We start from the raw sequence: 21,103 nt of genomic DNA on the forward strand, positions 1-21,103 counted from the left end.
TCGAACATAGACTTCGATATATTGCGCTATCTCTGTGGCAGGATTGTGAATAAAGTGTCAACAAGCAACGGGGCATCGCCCATTCAAACATCTATAAGGAAACACCATGAGCAAGGTATTAGTTCTTAAATCCAGCATCCTGGCAGGGTACTCTCAGTCTAATCAGTTGTCCGATTATTTTGTTGAACAGTGGCGTGAAAAGCATTCCGCTGATGAAATCACTGTTCGTGACCTGGCTGCAAATCCGATTCCGGTCCTGGATGGTGAACTGGTTGGCGCTCTGCGTCCGAGCGATGCGCCGCTGACTCCGCGTCAGCAGGAGGCTTTAGCGCTTTCCGATGAGCTAATTGCCGAGCTGAAAGCCCACGACGTTATCGTTATTGCGGCACCGATGTACAACTTCAACATCTCGACTCAGTTGAAAAACTATTTTGACCTGGTTGCACGAGCAGGCGTTACTTTCCGCTATACCGAGAATGGTCCGGAAGGTCTGGTAACGGGTAAAAAAGCCATCGTTATTACCAGCCGCGGTGGGATCCACAAAGATGGACCAACGGACCTGGTGACGCCGTATCTGTCCACGTTCCTCGGCTTTATCGGCATTACCGATGTGAAATTTGTTTTCGCCGAAGGGATTGCCTACGGTCCGGAAATGGCAGCAAAAGCACAGTCTGACGCGAAAGCAGCCATTGACAGCATTGTTGCTGCATAACCGGATACGATCTTGATGTGGACTGTAGTTCAGTCCACATCTCAATCCGCTAACCTATTTTCCCACAATCTCAGCATCGCTTTGTGCTCTTCCTTCAGCACAATCTGCGAGCGTCTGACTCGTTATTCTCGCGAAATACTATCCAACGTAGACAACACTTCCTCAGAAAGATGCAATTTTTCAGCAGCCATATTCTCCCGTAAATGCGCGACGGAAGACGTCCCAGGGATAAGCAAAATATTCGGTGAACGCTGTAACAGCCATGCCAGCGCCACCTGCATCGGTGTCGCATTAAGGTTTGCTGCCACTTCCGAAAGCGTGGAGGATTGCAGCGGCGTGAAACCACCGAGCGGAAAGAACGGTACGTATGCAATGCCATCGCGGGCCAAAGCATCAATCATTGCGTCATCAGCACGGTGCGCGATGTTGTATTCGTTCTGTACACAGACGATTTCGGCAATCTTACGCGCCTCTGCAACCTGCGTCGGTGTGACGTTACTCAGACCAATATGTTTTACCAGCCCTTGTTGTTGCATCTCCGCCAGCACGGTCAGGCTGGCTTCAATCGATCCTTCCGCTGGGCCATGACCATCGCCAAACATAACGCGCAGGTTAACCACATCCAGTACGTCCAGGCCGAGATTACGTAGATTATCGTGCACCGCTTTTTGCAGCTCTGCCGGAGAAAAAGCGGGCAACCAGGAAGCATCCTCACCACGCCGCGCGCCAATTTTAGTGACAATTGTCAGGTCGTCAGAGTAAGGATAAAGCGCTTCACGGATAATCTGATTGGTGACATGCGGACCATAAAAATCACTGGTGTCAATGTGATTGACGCCCAATGCCAGTGCCTCACGCAGCACGGTTATAGCAACGTGGCGATCTTTCGGAGGGCCGAAAACGCCAGGCCCAGCCAGTTGCATTGCACCGTAACCAAGACGATTAACGGATTTTGTACCGAGAGTAAATGTGTTGCTGCTCATAACACCCTGCCCTGTAATAAAACGGAATACGAAAAATCAGTATAGAAATGAAAAACGAAAAAAAATGCGAAGACGTAAACAAGATTGCCGGATGTACTGCACATACCGGCGCAGGGAAAAGCAGCAAACCGTTGGCTGGATAAGACATGCCAGGCGTCGCATCTGGCAATAAAAAACCGCAACCTGAATCAGCGTTGCGGTTTTCTTCACGACCTAATCATTAGAACGTTTTCTTAAAGTTCAGCATTACGCCTTTATCGCTGATGCTGTCCTCTTTCCAGTGGTAAGCATCCAGATTCAGCGAACTTTCTTTACTGCTGTACTTCACGCCAACGCTTGCAAGATTGTTAATACCGCCGCCTTTCTGACCGTCATCAACATTAAAGTGCTGACTGCCTGCGCCGGCAAGGCTTGCAGTACGCTGGCTCTTCGCATAACTCAGGTTTGGCCCACCTTCCAGTGTCGCGTTCGCGCTCCAGCCGTCTTTGCCTGCGTAGTCCAGTTTCAACCCGACGATACTGTCTACTGCCGTTTCGCTGCCGCTGTTCATACTCAGGTTAAAGTCTCCGGCATTTCGCTCCTGATAGCCACCTTCCAGTGTGTGACGCAGTTTTACACCCGCATATGGTGTGAGCTTCAGCCCCTCGCTCGGCTCGAAGGTCTTCGCTCCTTCGCTACGGAACTCAAGGTACTGCTGTTTCACATCGGTATCTGCCGTTTTGCTCGTGTTGCTAAATGCAATTGAACGACTGCTGTCGAGGTTATGCACGTCATAACGCAATGCGTTATTCCAGCTCATGCCATTCTCGAAGGACATCTGATGTTTCAGGCCAAAGAACTGGCTGTAGCCGCCAGTCATCCCGTTATCACCCGCTTTCTGTGCACCATCGCCATCGAGACGAGCGATCCCGTACTCCAGACTCATCGTCTGGCTTTCACTCAGGTCAATGGTTTTACGCAATGCCAGCATGTCGTACTCGGTGTTGTTGCCCAACTCGGCACGCGGATCGCCTTTTGCGACTACATTGAACGCCAGACCGTTACCCACCTTCGGTGCCGCATCCGCCAGCATACTGAAGCGATTACTTAACACGCGCGCTTCACGGAACACTGTCGTGGCCTGGCTGCCGCTGATTTGCTTAAGTGCGCTATTCAATTCTGCCGTAGTACCAACGTTAAGGCTGGTGTACAGCTCGTTGTTGGTATAACTCGCATCCAGTGCTTTCGCGACGTCATTCACCGAAGCATCAGTTGCCACCTCGGTGTAGGCGTTTTTACTCATGGTGACGTCAACGTTGCCATTGACATCGGTGCTGCCTTTAGCGTTCCAGACAACTGAGGAGGAAGTAATATTCTCCACGCCGCTGATATTTTCACCTTTGAAAACATCATCAATCACTACGCTGGTATCAGCAGTACCGGCACTGAAGCCGGTATTGACCGTGACGTTGTCACTTATGACCAGATTATTGGCTCTCAACGTGCCGGAACTTCCGTCACTGTTGGTACCAATGGTGTAATTGGTGAGTTTTTGCTGGGTAACTGACTCAACAGGCGCAGCAGGTACATTGCCTTGTCCTGGTGTCGCAGAAGCATTCGGTACGGTGATATCAGTAGTACCATCATGATCATTTCTCGTCCCTGTTGTATTTGGTGCATAAATATCGCAACCAATATTACACAGCAGGTTGATAATACCGTTATTGACGATCGCTTTAGTGGAACCACCAAACGCCCATGAATTATCTGCGTAAAGATTAATAACGCCGTCTTTAGTGTTATTAATCGTCGTTGCAGAACCATTACCTTTAATGCCAATCAGGCCTTCACCGTTGCTTCCATCAGCTTTGCCCTGTTCAGTACCCACGTTAATCGTGCCACTGTTCACCAACTGGATTGTGTAACTGGTAGCTCCTCCACTAATGGCAACTGCACCATCACCCTGAATATTGATTGTTCCGGCATTTGCGAAATTATATCCACGGCCTAAATCAATCAATGGCGCAGTTGGATTAATACCATTAATAACGCCAGTTTCCGTATTCCAGATCCACTTACCATTACTATTTGAACCGGTATTAGCGGTTTTAATCGCGCTGTAACCATTAGTCGCGGTAATAGTACCGCGGTTAACCTGGGCAAGTGAATCACCAGTACGAGTCACATTAACGATAGCATTTTCCCCTACTGCAATAGCATTGCCGCTATTTGTGAGCGTCGAACCTGCTTCATTATAAAGCAAGAAACTACCGTTTATTAAAGAGCTACCTTCAGCAGTTACTGTCATATCACCAGTGTTAACAATATTTTGTTTATAACTAGTTCCATTAATAACACCGCTGAAAATACCTTCATTATAGAAGTTTATTCCACCATTCAACGTTAACATATCGGTTGTGATACTTCCCGAAGCACGGTTATAAATACTGGTACTAGAATTGATGGTGTCGGACTCCAGCACTCCTTTATTTTCCAATCCTTTTATGATATCCAACTTACCATTAACCGTCAGACTGGCATTTTCTTCATTGTACAACCAGTTTGATGCTTTTAAATCACCATTCAACGTTTCATTACCATTATTAACTAATGGCGCAGTAATGATAAATCCATCCTTAGTGGATGTCTTGGTAACTGATTCACCACTCTTGCTCAGCTCTCTTAATAGATCTTTGTTTTCTGTTGTAGCCCCCATATGTGGATCAGCTTCATCCATAGGAACACCAAACAGATTAATAGCACCATAATTAAGGATTGTACCTGTGCCATCGTTATAAAACGCCTGACCGGTATCAACATTAATATTAATAATACCTGTCTGGTCGTTGATAGCAGTACCATAGTTATAAACAGCCATCCCTACCAGGGTGTTTGCTGCCAGGTTTGCATCATAATGACTATTTTTCTCAAGATTAATCGTCCCCTGGTTTATGACGATATTGCTGGCACCATAAGCAGCCATCCCTGCACCGGCGTTATAGACGGTGATGACCCCGCCTTGCTGGTTGGTTGCAACTGCGTTTTCTTTTGGGCTACTACCTGTATCGGTACCCACAGCCATACCTACGCCAAAATCTCTGGCGTCACCGGAGCCAATGTTATTATTCAACGTAGTTGTGTCGTTTACATCAACCCACAACGAATCCAGACTGATTTTCCCCGCATTATCTGCAGTGGAATTATCAATGGCCAGCATACCGATCGTGCCGCGTCCATACAAATCAATAATTCCGTCTACAGTATTGACCACTGAGCCATTGATGAACGACTCCATCCCTGTAGTGCCAGATGCTCTATTATAGAACGCAGCAGGGGTTGTACTTCCAAGGTCAGAATAGATATTCATCACACTCTGTTGCTGCATTATTTTTGCGGTAATTGTCCCATTATTTGTTGCATTACCATCTTGTGTCGCAAAGAATCCAGCACCAGCAGTTTGTACTTGCCCATAAAAATATTGTTCCAATGTAATGGAACCATTGTTAATACCGGTAGAGTCAGCGTCTGATACTGTTGCAAATCCAATGTTTCTTAGTGTTATGCCACCATTATTTATTGCACTCGATCCCGAATTAACCCCAATAATTCTTGATTCAGGTATGTTGTAGTGGTCATAAGAAGTAATATCACCCATACTTAGCGTAGCACCTGCATCGACCTCAAGTATGGCTTTATTATTTAACTGAATGATACTTTCATAACCTAATGGAAAATCACCACTTATTGTTGAATCCCCTTTAAGATGAACAGTGGATTGTCCATCAACACTAATGACCTGAACATCGCCATATCCCTTGCGCTGCGCAGCTATAGCAGAACCATCGGTTAATTGATTAGCCTCACCTACCAGATGAATGCCACTATTTAAATTAATTGTATTGTCATCACCTGCCACTACCAAACCAGAGATATTCTCCTGACTACCATCATATTTTAAATATGACTGGGTAGTCGTTTCACTATCGGCAACAACTGTCAATTTACCATCGACATTTGTATTGTTATTATTGCCTTTAATACTAATGCCAGTAGAAGTATCGTAAAATTTTTCAGCACCATTATCCGCTAACTGATCTTTATCAACCTTGATGTTGCCAGTGATATCAACGTTATTACCATCACCATTAACATTAACCCCAGTGGCCGACTGCCCGGTTACATTCAGATCGGTCGTTGCCAATGTTAATTTGTTGTCGTCACCATTGAGCACAAGCCCCGTGGAGAAATCACCAATCTGCATATCGCCAGCCACTGAGACATCCCCATTATTAGTAGTGATGCTAAACCCGGTAGCTGAGTTCGTAACATCAACCTTGCCGGTATTCGAAAAGGTCGCGTTCTCACCTTCGATCTGAATACCGATCGAACCCTCATCTGTAACGGTTATGGTGCCCTTGTTATTCACCGTCGCACTGTCACCGGTGATATCCATTCCATGAGCCCCGCCACTTACATTCAGATCACCGTTCTGATTGACTGTCGCATTATTCCCAGCGATTTCTGTGCCGGTGGAGTCCTTGCCGTCAATGGTGGTTTTGCCGTTGTTGTTGGCGGTAGCATCGTCACCGTTAATCTGTGTGCCGGTGCCGCCGTTGGTGATAGTGCTGTCGCCTTCGTTATTGACAACCGCCTTGTCGCCGTCGATCTGAATACCGATGGACTCCGGATCGGTGACGGTCATGGTGCCGTTATTGTCCACCGTCGCGCTGTCGCCGGTGATATCAATCCCGTGACCACCGCCGCTGACGTCCAGATCGCCGTCCTGAATAACGGTGCCGTTATTGCCGTTGATTTCCGTGCCAGTGGCATCTTTGCCATCAATGGTGGTTTTGCCGCCGTTATTCGCCGTGGCGTCGTCACCGTTAATTTGCGTACCGGTGCCGCCATTGGTGATGGTGCTGTCGCCTTCGTTATTGACAACCGCCTGGTCGCCGTCAATCTGGATACCGATGGACTCCGGATCGGTGACGGTCATGTTACCCTTATTGTCCACCGTCGCGCTGTCGCCGGTGATATCAATCCCGTGACCGCCGCCGCTGACATCCAGATCGCCGTCCTGAATAACGGTGCCGTTATTGCCGTTGATTTCCGTGCCAGTGGCATCGTTGCCATCAACGGTGGTTTTGCCGCTGTTATTCGCCGTGGCGTCGTCACCGTTAATTTGTGTGCCGGTGCCGCCGTTGCTGATGGTGCTGTCACCTTCGTTATTAACAACCGCCTGGTCGCCGTCGATCTGAATGCCGATGGACTCAGGATCGGTGACGGTCATGGTGCCGTTATTGTCCACCGTCGCGCTGTCGCCGGTGATATCAATCCCGTGACCGCCGCCGCTGACATCCAGATCGCCGTCCTGAATAACGGTGCCGTTATTGCCGTTGATTTCCGTGCCAGTTGCATCGTTGCCATCAACGGTGGTTTTGCCGCTGTTATTCGCCGTGGCGTCGTCACCGTTAATTTGCGTACCGGTGCCGCCGTTGCTGATGGAGCTGTCGCCTTCGTTGTTAACAACCGCCTGGTCGCCGTCGATCTGAATGCCGATGGACTCCGGATCGGTGACGGTCATGGTGCCGTTAGTGTCCACCGTCGCGCTGTCGCCGGTGATATCAATCCCGTGACCGCCGCCGCTGACATCCAGATCGCCGTCCTGAATAACGGTGCCGTTATTGCCGTTGATTTCCGTGCCGGTAGAGTCTTTACCGTCAACGGTGGTTTTGCCGTTGTTATTTACTGTGGCATTATCACCCGTAATTATGAGTTCACCATTGTGATTATATTGCCACGTTATTGCGCCATCTGGGCTCCCCCCTTCAAGGGCTACGGTATTATTTGCTTCATCAATCTGCCAAAGATTAATCGTTGCCTTACGCCCATTGCTATCTTGCAGAGAAATAGTCCCGTCAGCATTTTCGCTGTAAGTAAAAACGGTATCGCGAATCGTTAACGTTTTTGCTGTTTTATCGAAGATAACGTCATTATTGAACGAAATGGGTTTGGGGGGCGTAGGGGGATCATCTTGACCATCGTCCGGGATTATATCATCTCCGCCAGGCGTTGGGGGCACTGGCGTATCGCCTGAATCATCATCGGGTGGTGTCGGCGGTACAGGGGCATTGTTGCGATGATGATGATTACCATCATCGTTTAGTTCGACGACCGCCAGTGCTGTGATTAACGCAAAGGCACCAGAGGCAACCCACGGCATAAGGTTTTGTTGTACTTGTGGAGAACATTCGGGAGGGATTTGTTTTAACGCTTCCGGAGTCAGCTTGTCAGGGTCTGCCGGACAAGTCACATTGGTATTTTTCTTTTCGCCTGTGGCCGTTTCTGTCTCTGTAATATCAGCCGCCCAACCCTGACCACTCAGAGCTAATGCAATACAGGCTGATAATAGGGTTTTCCTTTGCATAATAAATCCTTCTGACAAATATAAAGAATGCCAGGATTTATAAAAATTGTTGAAATCAACAACCTTTACAAATACCTGACCATGAAACATTCAAAAAACATATGCAAGGCATTCTATATTGCTATTTGAACATTATTCAATCTATTTTGTCAGTATCGACTAATTATAGTTTCAATGAATATTTAAATCATAAAAAGATAATTTTTATATATAATTAAAAACCATCTCAATGATGATAAAGATCTCGATATTAAATTCACAAAAAGAATATTATAAGCTTTCAATATTGATTGAGATGATTTATTTAATGGGAAGCAATTCACTATAGTTGCGAACGCATCTCCTTTAAGACATTCATCTTTTTCTCAGGAATGTCGGTGTAATCGATGTTCTCCTTTGCAGCGACACAGTGCACTATGCTCTTGTGAACTAATACCCTATTTTTCACCGACTACTACCAAATGGTGTTTGAACTACCGTTGTATGTTATTTCCGTATCCACATACCATTTATGCCCTGCACGTATTCACCTGGTTTTGCCTTTTCCACCAGCTTCGTCCCTGCCAGATTCGCCACTTCCTCCAATGGGATATTATGGCTTTCAGCGAGCTTCTGATAACTCTCTTTCCGTGCTTGGTTGATATTTGCTACCAGCTCGCGTGTTTCCGGATCAGTGCTTATAGCCGCAAGGTAGCCATTATGCCTTTCACCTACCCGCCCCTGACTTCTGGCTTCATTCAGGGTTAATGCCATCGCACTACTGCTCACCAGGCCAATAATCCATACCGCTATGAGTAATGTTCTTTTCATCATTACCTCAAAAAAGATCGCTACGGGTTTTGAGCAAATCTTCAACGTCTTTGTCCGCCTTGATAATGATCTCATGCTCAATTTTAACGTTCATATTAATGGTGATTGGCTCTTTCGGTGCAGCCACTTCAATGCGCGGCGTACAGCCAACCAACATAAAAGAGGACGCGAACGCGGCTATCACTATTTTCATTGTTTTTCCTCACACTCTTTTCCTGATGGGCAGCCAGTTTCCGGGAGTCGGGCATTCTGTTCCAGCCATGCCTGGAGATTATCGCCAAAGCGTAAACTGCGCCACAGCGTGAAAATATTCTCTTCATGGCTGTAATTGAGATTTACCGTACCGGTTTTACCATCGACGCGACTATTACCACTGATCGTCGCCTGCATGGTTAACACGCCGAGATTATCTAAATTAATTTTTGTCGATGAACGGCTAATTTCCATATAGCGCAACCAGTTGATGGCAGTTCCTGCGGTCATATTGTCTTTTGCCACTGCATCGGCGGTGTCTTTATCCAGGCGCAAAGTCATGGGACCTGCGTTTGCCAGCCAGCCATCTTTCACAATCCATTTTTCATTGTTAAGCCATAGCGGCAATGCACCACTAAATGCCCCTGACATCGCGAATTGCTTCGGATTGACGGCGCTAACCAGTTCACTGGAAGAGAGATTATTCAGTCGCAACAGCGCCGGATCGTGTTGCGGCATACGTAATTGTTTCATCAGCACGTTACCGCCCAAAACATCAACACTCACATCGGTCAGTAACAAGGGTTCATCTTCGGTCCACGGATAACGGCCCTGAAGATCGGCAGAGATATTTTTTGCCGTCACCAGGTTAACCACTTCAGCAATACGTAATGACACAGGCCGCCGCGTTCCCAGGTGCCACGCACCGTCGGCAAAACGAAATGGCAAAACAAAGTCGACACCGTTGACCTGGTTGTCTGGCATCCACGCGCTGCCACCTTTCAACACGCCATGCCCACCCGCACGGAAGCCCTGCTCAGGCGCAGCAGAAAATGCCACCTGGGCATACAACTCGCCATCGCGTAAGTTCATCTTCCAGTCTGGTGGCACCAGCTGCTGGAATACGGTCAGTGATTGTTTAGGCCACCAGGCGTTGCCGCGCAGGCGAATACCGTCCCAGCGACCATTCACCCGTACCGGACCAATCTCACCAGCATGTAAATCCCCTTTGAAGAGGAAATACGTCGGATCGCGCCCATCGACACTAAATTTTAACGTTGATGGCGGTAACACACTGCCGCCCGTGAAAAGTGTTTGTCCTGCATCCAGCGAAAGCGCGCCACTAAAAGACGGATTCTGGGCGTCGCGCACCCAGACAACGGGTTTATCAAGAATTAAGCGCGGTGTTTCCACGGTCATCGTGCCATATTGCAACTGATCGAACCCGGTTGAGAGATCGGTCAGCGTAATCGTGCTGTCCTGCCACTCACCTTTTCCTGCAACATCCCAGGTGGCGTGCATTGGGGTAAAACTGCCCTTGCCCCAGTAACGCCACTGCCAGCGGCCAGCGTCAGGAAGAAAATCATTCGCCAGTCCATCCATATGCAGCACAAAGTCGCCCAATTCATTTTCATGAGCCTGCAAAATAGCCTGCAAGCGCCCGTCAACGCCACGTTGAGTGACTTTTACCCCTGCTAAAGGCCAACGGATTTCATCGATGTCCAGCGAATCGATGACTCTCCCCTTTGAACGTAATAACGCTCCCGGTTCAAAGGCCAGCGTTGGGTCAGCCAGACTTCCGCTTAAGTAAGCAGGTAAGCGAGCATATAAAATGAGATCTGCCTGCTTCGCTTCACCGGTCAGTTGCAGCGGCATCTGACTGTTATCCATGCTTAATTTTCCTGGGCCGAAATTAAGCACCGCGTTACCCTTACCCGCTTGCCCCTGGGTCAGCACACTCAGTCGACCACTCACCAACGCGTTCTCAAGGCCTGCCTGCCAGTTGTCGACTTTGATACCCAGCCGCCCACTCAGGGGAAAACCTTCATACGGCCAGCTCCAGCGACCATCGCTAACGGTCAACTGTTGACGGGTAATTTCCCACGGCAAATCGAGCAACGGATCGCCGTTATCTCGAGCCATTACAATCAATTGCCCACTATTTTCCTGCCACTCCAGCTCGGCATCCACCAGTGACGGTTCCTGTGGCAGGTTCAACGTTGCTGTAGCATGACCACTTACCGGAAGCCCATCCGGCACAAGCGGCATGGTAAATTCTCCCACCAGTTTTACTGGCGGCTGATTTGCAAAGGCGGCAACATCCAGTTCACTGACCGTGAGTTGCTGCCCTTTAAGTTGGCCTTGAAATTTAACTTTTTCGCCCTGATAACGCAGTTGCTGGATATCGGAGGTCAACGATAGAGAGAGTTTTCCCTGCCATTCCTGCCAGGGTGAAAAAATCAGTTTATCAATATTGATCCAGGTGTTAGGCAGCATGGATTGCCACTGCGCAAGAGTTTTCGGTGCGGCTGGCGAGGGTTCTTCCTGTGGCAATTTCGCCAGGCAAGTGGAGTCAAGTTCTACTGTACCGACGTTCAATAACCAGCGACTGGGATGCGAAAGGCTGGCATCGGTGATATGTGCCAACTGGCAATCCGCCACCAAATAACGGAGATCGGGAATAATTAAACCTTTACGCGTAATGCGTGGGCTTTCATCCAATGCAATGCGTGTACCGAGCGGTAGCCAGATACCCGCCAGCGTGGGAACCCACAGCCCGAGCGTCATCAGCAGCGTCAACGGCACAAGAATAATCAGTAATAGCAGCGCGAGAACGGCTTTATATTTACCCAACATGGGTAGTTAATATCCTGATTTAGCGAAAAATTAAGCAGTCAATACAGGTATTGTGGCATGTTTAACCGTTCAGTTGAAGGTTGCGCCTACACTAAGCATAGATGTTCCTGGAATTTTCAATATCGCCATAACTTTCAATTAAATTTTAAATTTTGTAAAATATTTTTAGTAGCTTAAATGTGATTCAACATCACTGGAGAAAGTCTTATGAAACTCGCCGTATATAGCACAAAACAGTACGACAAAAAGTACCTGCAACAGGTGAACGAGTCCTTTGGCTTTGAGCTGGAATTTTTTGACTTTCTGCTGACGGAAAAAACGGCAAAAACCGCCAACGGTTGCGAAGCAGTATGTATTTTCGTAAACGACGACGGCAGCCGTCCGGTGCTGGAGGAGCTGAAAAAGCACGGCGTTAAGTATATCGCCCTGCGCTGTGCCGGTTTCAATAACGTCGACCTCGACGCGGCAAAAGAGCTGGGGTTCAAAGTGGTGCGTGTCCCAGCTTACGATCCGGAAGCCGTTGCTGAACATGCGATTGGTATGATGATGACGCTGAACCGTCGTATTCACCGCGCGTATCAGCGTACCCGTGACGCCAACTTCTCTCTGGAGGGGCTTACTGGTTTTACCATGTACGGTAAAACGGCGGGGGTGATTGGCACCGGTAAAATCGGTGTAGCAATGCTGCGTATACTGAAAGGTTTTGGTATGCGCCTGTTGGCATTCGATCCGTATCCAAGTGCAGCAGCACTGGAACTCGGCGTGGAATATGTCGATCTGCCGACCTTGTTCTCTGAATCAGACGTTATCTCCCTACACTGCCCGCTGACGCCGGAGAACTACCACCTGCTGAATGAGGCGGCGTTCGATCAGATGAAAAATGGCGTAATGATCATCAACACCAGCCGTGGTGCGCTGATTGATTCACAAGCCGCGATTGAAGCACTGAAAAACCAGAAAATTGGCTCGCTGGGAATGGACGTGTATGAGAATGAACGCGATCTGTTCTTTGAAGATAAATCCAACGATGTGATTCAGGATGATGTTTTCCGTCGTCTGTCAGCCTGCCATAACGTACTGTTCACCGGACACCAGGCGTTCCTGACGGCAGAAGCCCTGACCAGTATTTCCCAGACAACGCTGCAAAATTTGAGCAATCTGGAAAAAGGCGAACCCTGCCCGAACGAACTGGTTTAATTTTGCGGCTCCCCTGCAAGTCAGGGGAGCTTATTCAGATAATCCCCAAAGATCTTTCATCCACTATCCTTAAAATACGTTTGAAGGACGGATAAGGCGCGTCGCGTTGCATCCGGTATATACCTTAAGTTGAGAACCACAATGAAGAAAGTTGCCGCGCTAGTCGCGCTAAGCCTGCTGATGGCGGGATGTGTAAGTAATGACAAAATTGCTGTAACGCCAGAACAGTTACAGCATCACCGTTTCGTACTGGAAAGTGTAAATGGTCAACCTGTTGCCAGCGAGAAAAACCCGCCAGAAATCAGCTTTGGTGAAAAGATGATGATTTCTGGCAACATGTGCAACCGCTTTAGCGGCGAAGGTAAACTTTCGGACGGAGAACTAAAAGTTAAAGGACTGGCAATGACTCGTATGATGTGTGCCAATCCACAGCTTAACGAACTCGATAACACCATCCGCGAAATGCTGAAAGAAGGTGCGCAAGTGGATCTGACCGCGAATCAGTTAACGCTGGCGACCGCAAAACAGACATTAACGTATAAGCTGGCGGATTTAATGAATTAATAATTGCCACAACTTCCGGCGGCAAGCGACTGTTCGCTACAGCGTTTGCCGTTGGGCAATGCACACATCCCGATCGCTGTACCATCCAGTTGACGGGCAACGGAAAGCGAACCGCCAATCATCGCACAATTTGCCTCTCCGCTACTCGACATTGACGCTTTTAAACCTGGGGCCACATGTGCCGCGGTCGCCTGCTGAACAGGTTCACTACTACACGCCGACAACAATAAAACAGCAGCCCCTACGCACAACATTACTCGCATCTTTACTTCCTCAAATCTTTAAGTCCAACGACACCGCCGTAATAATAGGCAGCTCAGGCGGCTACGTCGAGAACTGTATTGTGAATTGCAACGTATTGTTACTATTTTGTGGCTATTTTTTTGTACCGGATTTGATCAAAACATTCATTACGCTGATACAGAGAACACAAAAGCGAAAATGCAGCAGAAAGCCATTTGCTAAAATTAAAAGATTACTACTGGGCGCGCAGCTTTTTCGTGCGCCCCTCATTTGCGCAATGTAAGGGTGTCGTATGATCACAATTGACGGAAATGGCGCGGTAGCTTCGGTGGCATTTCGCACCAGTGAAGTTATCGCCATTTACCCTATTACCCCGAGTTCCACGATGGCTGAACAGGCTGATGCCTGGGCCGGAAACGGCCTGAAGAACGTATGGGGAGATACACCTCGTGTGGTTGAAATGCAGTCAGAAGCTGGCGCTATCGCAACTGTGCATGGTGCTTTGCAAACAGGCGCTCTTTCGACATCATTTACATCGTCGCAGGGTTTACTGCTGATGATCCCGACGCTGTATAAACTGGCAGGTGAGCTGACGCCGTTTGTACTGCATGTGGCAGCGCGTACTGTGGCCACTCATGCGCTCTCTATTTTTGGCGATCATTCAGATGTGATGGCGGTGCGCCAGACTGGCTGCGCCATGTTGTGTGCAGCAAACGTGCAGGAAGCCCAAGACTTTGCTCTCATTTCACACATCGCAACGCTGAAAAGCCGCGTGCCATTTATTCATTTCTTTGATGGTTTCCGCACTTCCCACGAAATCAACAAAATTGTCCCACTGGCCGACGACACTATTCTTGAGCTAATGCCCCAGGCAGAAATTGATGCTCATCGCATTCGCGCACTTAACCCGGAACATCCGGTAATTCGCGGTACGTCGGCTAATCCGGACACTTACTTCCAGTCACGTGAGGCCACTAACCCGTGGTACAACGCGGTCTATGACCATGTTGAACAGGCGATGGCTGATTTCGCTGCCGCGACAGGTCGCCAGTATCAGCCGTTTGAGTATTATGGTCATCCGCAAGCGGAACGGGTAATTATCCTGATGGGGTCGGCCATTGGCACCTGTGAAGAAGTCGTGGACGAATTGCTGACCCGTGGCGAAAAAGTGGGCGTACTAAAAGTGCGACTTTACCGCCCTTTCTCCGCCAGACACTTACTGCAAGCATTGCCGAACTCTGTACGTACTGTGGCGGTGCTGGATCGCACCAAAGAGCCTGGTGCGCAGGCAGAACCCCTGTATCTGGATGTAATGACGGCGCTGGCTGAAGCCTTTAATAATGGCGAGCGCGAAACACTGCCACGCGTCATTGGCGGGCGCTATGGTCTTTCATCCAAAGAATTTGGCCCAGACTGTGTACTGGCGGTATTTGCCGAACTCAACGCAGCTAAACCGAAAGCTCGCTTTACCGTCGGTATTTATGACGATGTGACCAATTTGTCGCTACCATTGCCGGAAAATACTCTGCCGAACTCCGCAAAACTGGAAGCACTCTTTTACGGGCTGGGTAGCGACGGCAGCGTTTCCGCAACTAAAAACAATATCAAAATTATCGGTAACTCCACGCCGTGGTATGCCCAGGGCTATTTTGTTTACGACTCTAAAAAAGCGGGTGGCCTGACGGTTTCCCATCTGCGCGTAAGCGAGCAGCCCATCCGTTCCGCGTATTTGATTTCGCAAGCTGATTTTGTTGGCTGCCACCAGTTGCAGTTTATCGACAAATATCAAATGGCCGAGCGTTTAAAACCTGGTGGCATTTTCCTGCTTAACACACCGTACAGCGCCGATGAAGTGTGGTCGCGGCTGCCGCAAGAAGTTCAGGCTGTGTTGAATCAGAAAAAAGCGCGTTTCTATGTGATTAACGCGGCGAAAATTGCCCGCGAATGTGGGCTGGCAGCACGCATTAACACCGTCATGCAGATGGCTTTCTTCCACCTGACGCAAATTCTGCCTGGCGACAGCGCCCTGGCCGAACTTCAGGGCGCCATTGCCAAAAGTTACAGCAGCAAAGGCCAGGATCTGGTGGAACGCAACTGGCAAGCTCTGGCGCTGGCGCGCGAGTCCGTTGAAGAAGTACCACTGCAACCGGTAAATCCGCAAAGTGCCAACCGTCCACCAGTGGTATCTGATGCCGCACCTGATTTTGTCAAAACGGTTACCGCTGCGATGCTCGCCGGACTTGGCGACGCCCTCCCCGTTTCGGCGCTGCCGCCAGACGGCACCTGGCCGATGGGCACTACTCGCTGGGAAAAACGCAACATTGCCGAAGAGATCCCTATCTGGAAAGAGGAACTCTGTACTCAATGTAACCACTGCGTCGCGGCTTGCCCACACTCCGCCATTCGCGCGAAAGTCGTACCGCCCGAAGCGATGGAAAACGCTCCGACCAGCCTGCATTCACTGGATGTGAAATCTCGTGATATGCGCGGACAGAAATATGTGTTGCAGGTCGCACCGGAAGACTGCACCGGTTGTAACCTGTGCGTAGAAGTTTGCCCGGCGAAAGACCGACAAAATCCAGAGATCAAAGCCATCAATATGATGTCGCGTCTGGAACATGTGGAAGAAGAGAAAATCAATTACGACTTCTTCCTGAATTTACCAGAAATCGACCGCAGCAAACTGGAACGTATTGATATTCGTACTTCGCAGTTGATCACTCCGCTGTTTGAATATTCTGGCGCTTGCTCCGGTTGTGGTGAGACGCCGTATATCAAATTGCTCACTCAGCTCTATGGCGATCGGATGTTGATTGCCAACGCTACTGGCTGTTCTTCTATTTACGGCGGCAACCTGCCCTCCACGCCATATACCACTGATGCCAACGGTCGTGGACCGGCATGGGCGAACTCGCTATTTGAAGATAATGCCGAATTCGGCCTTGGTTTCCGCCTGACAGTCGATCAACACCGTGTCCGCGTGCTGCGTCTGCTGGATCAATTTGCTGATAAAATCCCTGCTGAGTTACTGACTGCGTTGAAATCAGACGCCACGCCAGACGTTCGTCGCGAACAAGTCGCTGCTCTGCGCCAGCAACTCAAAGATGTGGCTGAAGCGCATGAACTGCTGCGTGACGCAGATGCACTGGTGGAGAAATCAATCTGGCTGATTGGTGGTGACGGCTGGGCTTACGACATCGGCTTTGGCGGTCTGGATCATGTGTTGAGTCTGACGGAAAACGTCAACATCCTGGTGCTGGATACGCAATGCTATTCCAATACCGGCGGTCAGGCATCGAAAGCCACCCCGCTTGGCGCGGTAACTAAGTTTGGTGAACATGGCAAACGCAAAGCACGCAAAGATCTTGGTGTTAGCATAATGATGTACGGTCATGTTTATGTCGCGCAGATTTCTCTTGGCGCACAACTCAACCAGACGGTGAAAGCGATACAGGAAGCAGAAGCGTATCCGGGTCCATCGCTGATTATTGCTTACAGCCCATGTGAAGAGCACGGTTATGACCTGGCATTAAGTCACGACCAGATGCGTCAACTCACCGCAACTGGCTTCTGGCCGCTGTATCGCTTTGACCCGCGTCGAGCCGATGAAGGTAAACTGCCGCTGGCGCTGGATTCCCGCCCGCCTTCAGAAGCTCTGGAAGAAACGCTTCTTCATGAACAGCGTTTCCGCCGTCTGAACACGCAACAGCCGGAAGTGGCCGAACAGTTATGGAAAGATGCCGCCGCTGATTTGCAAAAACGTTATGACTTCCTGGCACAAATGGCCGGAAAGGCGGAAAAAAATAGCACCGAGTAACCTTTCTGGATAACTATTATCCAATTCAAAAAAAAGCCCGAACGAAAGTTCGGGCTTGTCTTTTTATTCGTTGGAAAAACATTAGTAATGCAATGGCCCAACCGAAAATAAAATCTGTGACAATAAAGGCATATAACCCGCGCAGAATAACCCATGCTTTATTAAATGTATAATTTTTATTTTGCATGATTCCCCAGAAACACATTCATCAAACCTATTACTATTTCCATAGAATTATTTGATTAAGGTTTTACTTAAGGCGTAACAAATGATATTTATCTGCTGACTGAACTTCTCCTTTAGGATGTTTTCATTCCCCAAACAGGGGAAATTAAGGCAAATAAAATAACTAAAGGATTTATTCAATGAAAAGCAAAGTACTGGCGCTCTTAATCCCTGCCCTGCTCGCCGCAGGTGCTGCACATGCAGCAGAAATTTATAATAAAGACGGCAATAAATTAGACCTGTACGGCAAAGTCGATGGCCTGCATTATTTTTCTGATAATGCGAATAGTGATGGCGATCAAACTTATGTACGTTTTGGTTTTAAAGGCGAAACTCAAATTACCGATCAACTGGTCGGTTATGGTCAGTGGGAATATAACGTTCAGGCTAATGGCTCTGAAAATGATAAAGGCGACTCCTGGACTCGTCTGGCATTTGCTGGTCTGAAATTTGGTGACTTCGGTTCATTTGACTATGGTCGTAATTATGGTGTGATGTACGACATCGAAGGCTGGACAGATATGCTGCCTGAATTCGGTGGCGATTCTTATACCAAAGCCGATAACTATATGACCGGTCGTGCAAACGGCGTCGCGACCTACCGTAACACCGATTTCTTCGGTCTGGTTGATGGCCTGAACTTTGCTGTGCAGTATCAGGGAGCGAACGAAAACCAGGTTAGTCATGAGCAAGAAGGTACGGCAAACGGCGGCAGTCGTAATATTAAGAATGCCAATGGCGACGGTTTCGGTATCTCCTCTACCTACGACTTAGGTATGGGGGTGAGCATTGGTGCTGCGTATACCAGTTCTGATCGTACCAACCAACAGGCTGAATTCTCTACTGCAAAAGGCGATAAGGCTGACGCATGGACGGCAGGGGCAAAATACGATGCTAACAATATCTACCTTGCAACCATGTACTCTGAAACCCGTAACATGACGCCTTACGGCAATTCAGCAAATACGATTGCCAACAAAACCCAGAACTTTGAAGTTACTGCCCAGTATCAGTTTGATTTTGGCCTGCGTCCGGCTGTCTCCTTCCTGATGTCTAAAGGCAACGATTTAGTCGGTACTGATGGCGATAAAGATCTGGTTAAATACGCCGACGTTGGCGCAACATATTATTTCAACAAAAACATGTCCACCTATGTTGATTATAAAATCAACCTACTTGATGATGATGACAGCTTCTACGCTGCGAACGGTATCTCTACCGATGATATCGTTGCTTTAGGTCTGGTATACCAGTTTTAATCTTGCCTGCCCGCCGTTTGGCGGGCATTTTCTTCATATTTCTCCTCCCTTGATCTAAATTAAAAATGTGAACTCCGTCATTACACAAAATGAGTCATCTGGCGTTACACTTTATGCGGATACTAAAACAGGAGGTTTTATGAACAGAACGATTCTTGTCCCTATCGATATTTCAGATTCAGAATTAACTCAACGTGTGATTAGCCACGTTGAGGCAGAGGCAAAGATTGATGATGCAGAGGTTCATTTCCTGACGGTAATACCTTCGCTACCCTACTATGCCTCTCTGGGATTAGCGTATTCCGCAGAGTTACCGGCAATGGATGACCTGAAAGCGGAAGCCAAATCGCAACTGGAAAAAGTCATTAAAAAATTCAAACTGCCGACTGACAGAGTGCATGTCCATGTTGAAGAAGGTTCGCCAAAAGACCGTATTCTGGAAATGGCGAAAAAAATCCCTGCTCACATGATAATCATTGCTTCTCATCGACCGGATATCACCACCTACCTGCTCGGCTCTAACGCCGCTGCCGTAGTACGTCACGCCGAGTGCTCAGTGCTGGTCGTGCGCTAACACTAACGCCCGCAGACCGCTGCGGGCTTTTTGATTCATTTCGCAAATGTGCTGACATTTTCCCCTCTAATCCGTACCATACACGCCACAGTTTTTATATCAGATTTCTTATGCTGGGCGTTCCGGCATGACGCATACTTTTCTGATGCCATATAACGAATTGAGTCGCTATTAAATGTCGCAAAATCAAGAAATTAGTAAGAAAGAACAATACAACCTGAACAAGTAAGGGCAAAAATCACAACTATCTGCCCCATAAGTATTTTATTTATTTTTCAATATGTTAAACATTATCGGCAACTACAATAAGCCACGATAATCCACTCTTTTTTTGCCCCATTTTTGCCCCTTTTGCGGCTTTTTGCCCCATTTTTGCCACCGAAAGAATCTAAAACTTCTCAACCAATGCCTGCAAAATGCACATATAAATACTTCTCAACTGAATCACTTCTAGTCAGAAGCCATTCAACACTCGCACTATCAACAGCTCACTGGTTGCATATATTGTTATCTTTTTTCTTATTTTTGTTACAAATAAAACTAATTGTCATTACCAAAATTTTGAGATCTATTTCACATTTTCATATTGCGTTTGATGTATTTTTATATTGACTGAAAGGTCATCTGTAATAGCTGATAATAAGGAGGTTGTTATGAACACCATAATCCTTAATGAGAAATGTCCGTCATCTCAATATATCCCCGTAACCCCTTATGCCACGGACCTAAAGCTGCTACGTGACTCAGAAGCCCCCGTCAGTTACAGACTTAATGAAACGGGAAATATATTCTATTCATCTACTGAAACAAACTTAAATGATGATGCCAGAAATCTGTTTGATAGTGTAACTGTTCTTTTTTCTGCAATGACAACTGCAATAGGACAAAAAGGGAAAGATTTATTTGATTACGATAGCTGGACAAAAATAATACGCGGCTCTGGTTTTTTTGCAGAAATACAGAAATTCACAAAGACCCTAGAGATTAAAAGTGGTTCTTTGAGTATTGATACACAAATTATTCAACAACTGATACCTGGCATCACAACAGGAAATTCGCTTGAAATAGCTAAAGGTGTGCTTGCTTCCATAAACGGTACGTTTAGTGCAGAAGACAGAAAAGAGACCGATAAAATTGGGCATGTTTTATTTTATTGCGAGGAGCTTTTCGGTGCACCAAATGTAACCGTTCGTTTATTCTTTGCCAGCAAAGATACACATAAGAACATTACTTCCTCTCCATGTCACAAATCAGCCATATCATCATTTGAGCAAGTACAAGAAGCAAATACATTTTTATTTGTGGATGCTGAGAGAATTGCAAAATATGCAAAAATGTTCGATGAAAAACCAGAAGAGTATACCAACTTAGTTAACAAACTGGCATCGCTAATAACATCTTAATTTCTACCGGGACGGCATCCGTCGTCCCAACAATTCCTTTTTAAATTCAAAATTATCAGCCTGTTGTAATCCCATTATTCT

The 21,103-nt window shown here is 47.6% G+C and carries 13 protein-coding genes and 1 pseudogene; 7 read left to right on the forward strand and 7 right to left on the reverse strand.

Going from position 1 to position 21,103, the window contains the following annotated elements:
• The first annotated feature begins 106 nt into the window (after window positions 1-106).
• Window positions 107-712 carry an FMN-dependent NADH-azoreductase gene (azoR, locus tag D9738_RS18795; protein ID WP_000048948.1) on the forward strand — a complete coding sequence of 202 codons (606 nt, stop codon included), beginning with the start codon at window positions 107-109 and terminating at the stop codon, window positions 710-712.
• A 41-nt stretch (window positions 713-753) separates the two neighbouring features.
• Here the strand turns inward: azoR and D9738_RS25230 are convergent.
• From D9738_RS25230 to D9738_RS18820, 6 genes and pseudogenes are all read right to left on the reverse strand, one after another.
• Window positions 754-834: pseudogene (locus D9738_RS25230) on the reverse strand (hypothetical protein); the annotation flags it as partial.
• Complete coding sequence (gene pdxI, locus D9738_RS18800) at window positions 835-1,695, reverse strand: pyridoxine 4-dehydrogenase (RefSeq protein ID WP_130260866.1); 861 nt, start codon at window positions 1,693-1,695, stop codon at window positions 835-837.
• 220 nt (window positions 1,696-1,915) lie between these two features.
• Entirely contained in the window at window positions 1,916-8,101 is a 6,186-nt protein-coding gene (locus tag D9738_RS18805; protein ID WP_130260867.1) for an autotransporter domain-containing protein, read from the reverse strand.
• A 486-nt stretch (window positions 8,102-8,587) separates the two neighbouring features.
• Window positions 8,588-8,911: a YdbL family protein gene (locus D9738_RS18810; RefSeq protein ID WP_130260928.1), complete on the reverse strand. Its 324-nt coding sequence runs from the start codon at window positions 8,909-8,911 to the stop codon at window positions 8,588-8,590.
• Window positions 8,912-8,918: 7 nt separating this feature from the next.
• The gene (locus D9738_RS18815) at window positions 8,919-9,104 is read right to left on the reverse strand and encodes a YnbE family lipoprotein (protein ID WP_000706310.1); all 186 of its coding nucleotides are present in this window, start codon (window positions 9,102-9,104) and stop codon (window positions 8,919-8,921) included.
• The gene (locus D9738_RS18820) at window positions 9,101-11,740 is read right to left on the reverse strand and encodes a YdbH family protein (RefSeq protein WP_130260868.1); all 2,640 of its coding nucleotides are present in this window, start codon (window positions 11,738-11,740) and stop codon (window positions 9,101-9,103) included. Before D9738_RS18820 ends, D9738_RS18815 begins: the two co-directional genes overlap by 4 nt.
• A 207-nt stretch (window positions 11,741-11,947) precedes the next feature.
• Here D9738_RS18820 and ldhA point away from each other — a divergent pair, with 207 nt between their 5' ends.
• Together ldhA and hslJ are read left to right on the forward strand one after the other, a co-directional pair.
• Window positions 11,948-12,937 carry a D-lactate dehydrogenase gene (gene ldhA / locus D9738_RS18825; RefSeq protein ID WP_064527367.1) on the forward strand — a complete coding sequence of 330 codons (990 nt, stop codon included), beginning with the start codon at window positions 11,948-11,950 and terminating at the stop codon, window positions 12,935-12,937.
• A 141-nt stretch (window positions 12,938-13,078) separates the two neighbouring features.
• Window positions 13,079-13,501, forward strand: coding sequence for a heat shock protein HslJ (gene hslJ, locus D9738_RS18830; RefSeq protein WP_130208751.1), 423 nt, complete (start codon window positions 13,079-13,081; stop codon window positions 13,499-13,501).
• Here hslJ and D9738_RS18835 read toward each other — a convergent pair.
• Window positions 13,498-13,764, reverse strand: coding sequence for a DUF333 domain-containing protein (locus tag D9738_RS18835; RefSeq protein ID WP_130260869.1), 267 nt, complete (start codon window positions 13,762-13,764; stop codon window positions 13,498-13,500). The two genes, hslJ and D9738_RS18835, sit on opposite strands and share 4 nt — an antisense overlap.
• A gap of 272 nt (window positions 13,765-14,036) precedes the next feature.
• Here D9738_RS18835 and nifJ point away from each other — a divergent pair, with 272 nt between their 5' ends.
• The 4 genes from nifJ to D9738_RS18860 all read left to right on the forward strand — a co-directional run bounded on the left by nifJ (window position 14,037) and on the right by D9738_RS18860 (window position 21,022).
• Window positions 14,037-17,561: a pyruvate:ferredoxin (flavodoxin) oxidoreductase gene (gene nifJ / locus D9738_RS18845; RefSeq protein ID WP_130260871.1), complete on the forward strand. Its 3,525-nt coding sequence runs from the start codon at window positions 14,037-14,039 to the stop codon at window positions 17,559-17,561.
• Between the two features lie 365 nt (window positions 17,562-17,926).
• Entirely contained in the window at window positions 17,927-19,045 is a 1,119-nt protein-coding gene (gene ompC / locus D9738_RS18850; RefSeq protein ID WP_130208757.1) for a porin OmpC, read from the forward strand.
• A gap of 139 nt (window positions 19,046-19,184) precedes the next feature.
• Complete coding sequence (uspF, locus tag D9738_RS18855; RefSeq protein WP_130260872.1) at window positions 19,185-19,619, forward strand: universal stress protein UspF; 435 nt, start codon at window positions 19,185-19,187, stop codon at window positions 19,617-19,619.
• A 653-nt stretch (window positions 19,620-20,272) separates the two neighbouring features.
• Entirely contained in the window at window positions 20,273-21,022 is a 750-nt protein-coding gene (locus D9738_RS18860) for a Zygote formation protein zyg1 (protein ID WP_130260873.1), read from the forward strand.
• Window positions 21,023-21,103 lie beyond the last annotated feature (81 nt).

Origin of the sequence: Escherichia sp. E10V5, from assembly GCF_004212315.1 — a bacterium.
Taxonomy (GTDB): domain Bacteria; phylum Pseudomonadota; class Gammaproteobacteria; order Enterobacterales; family Enterobacteriaceae; genus Escherichia.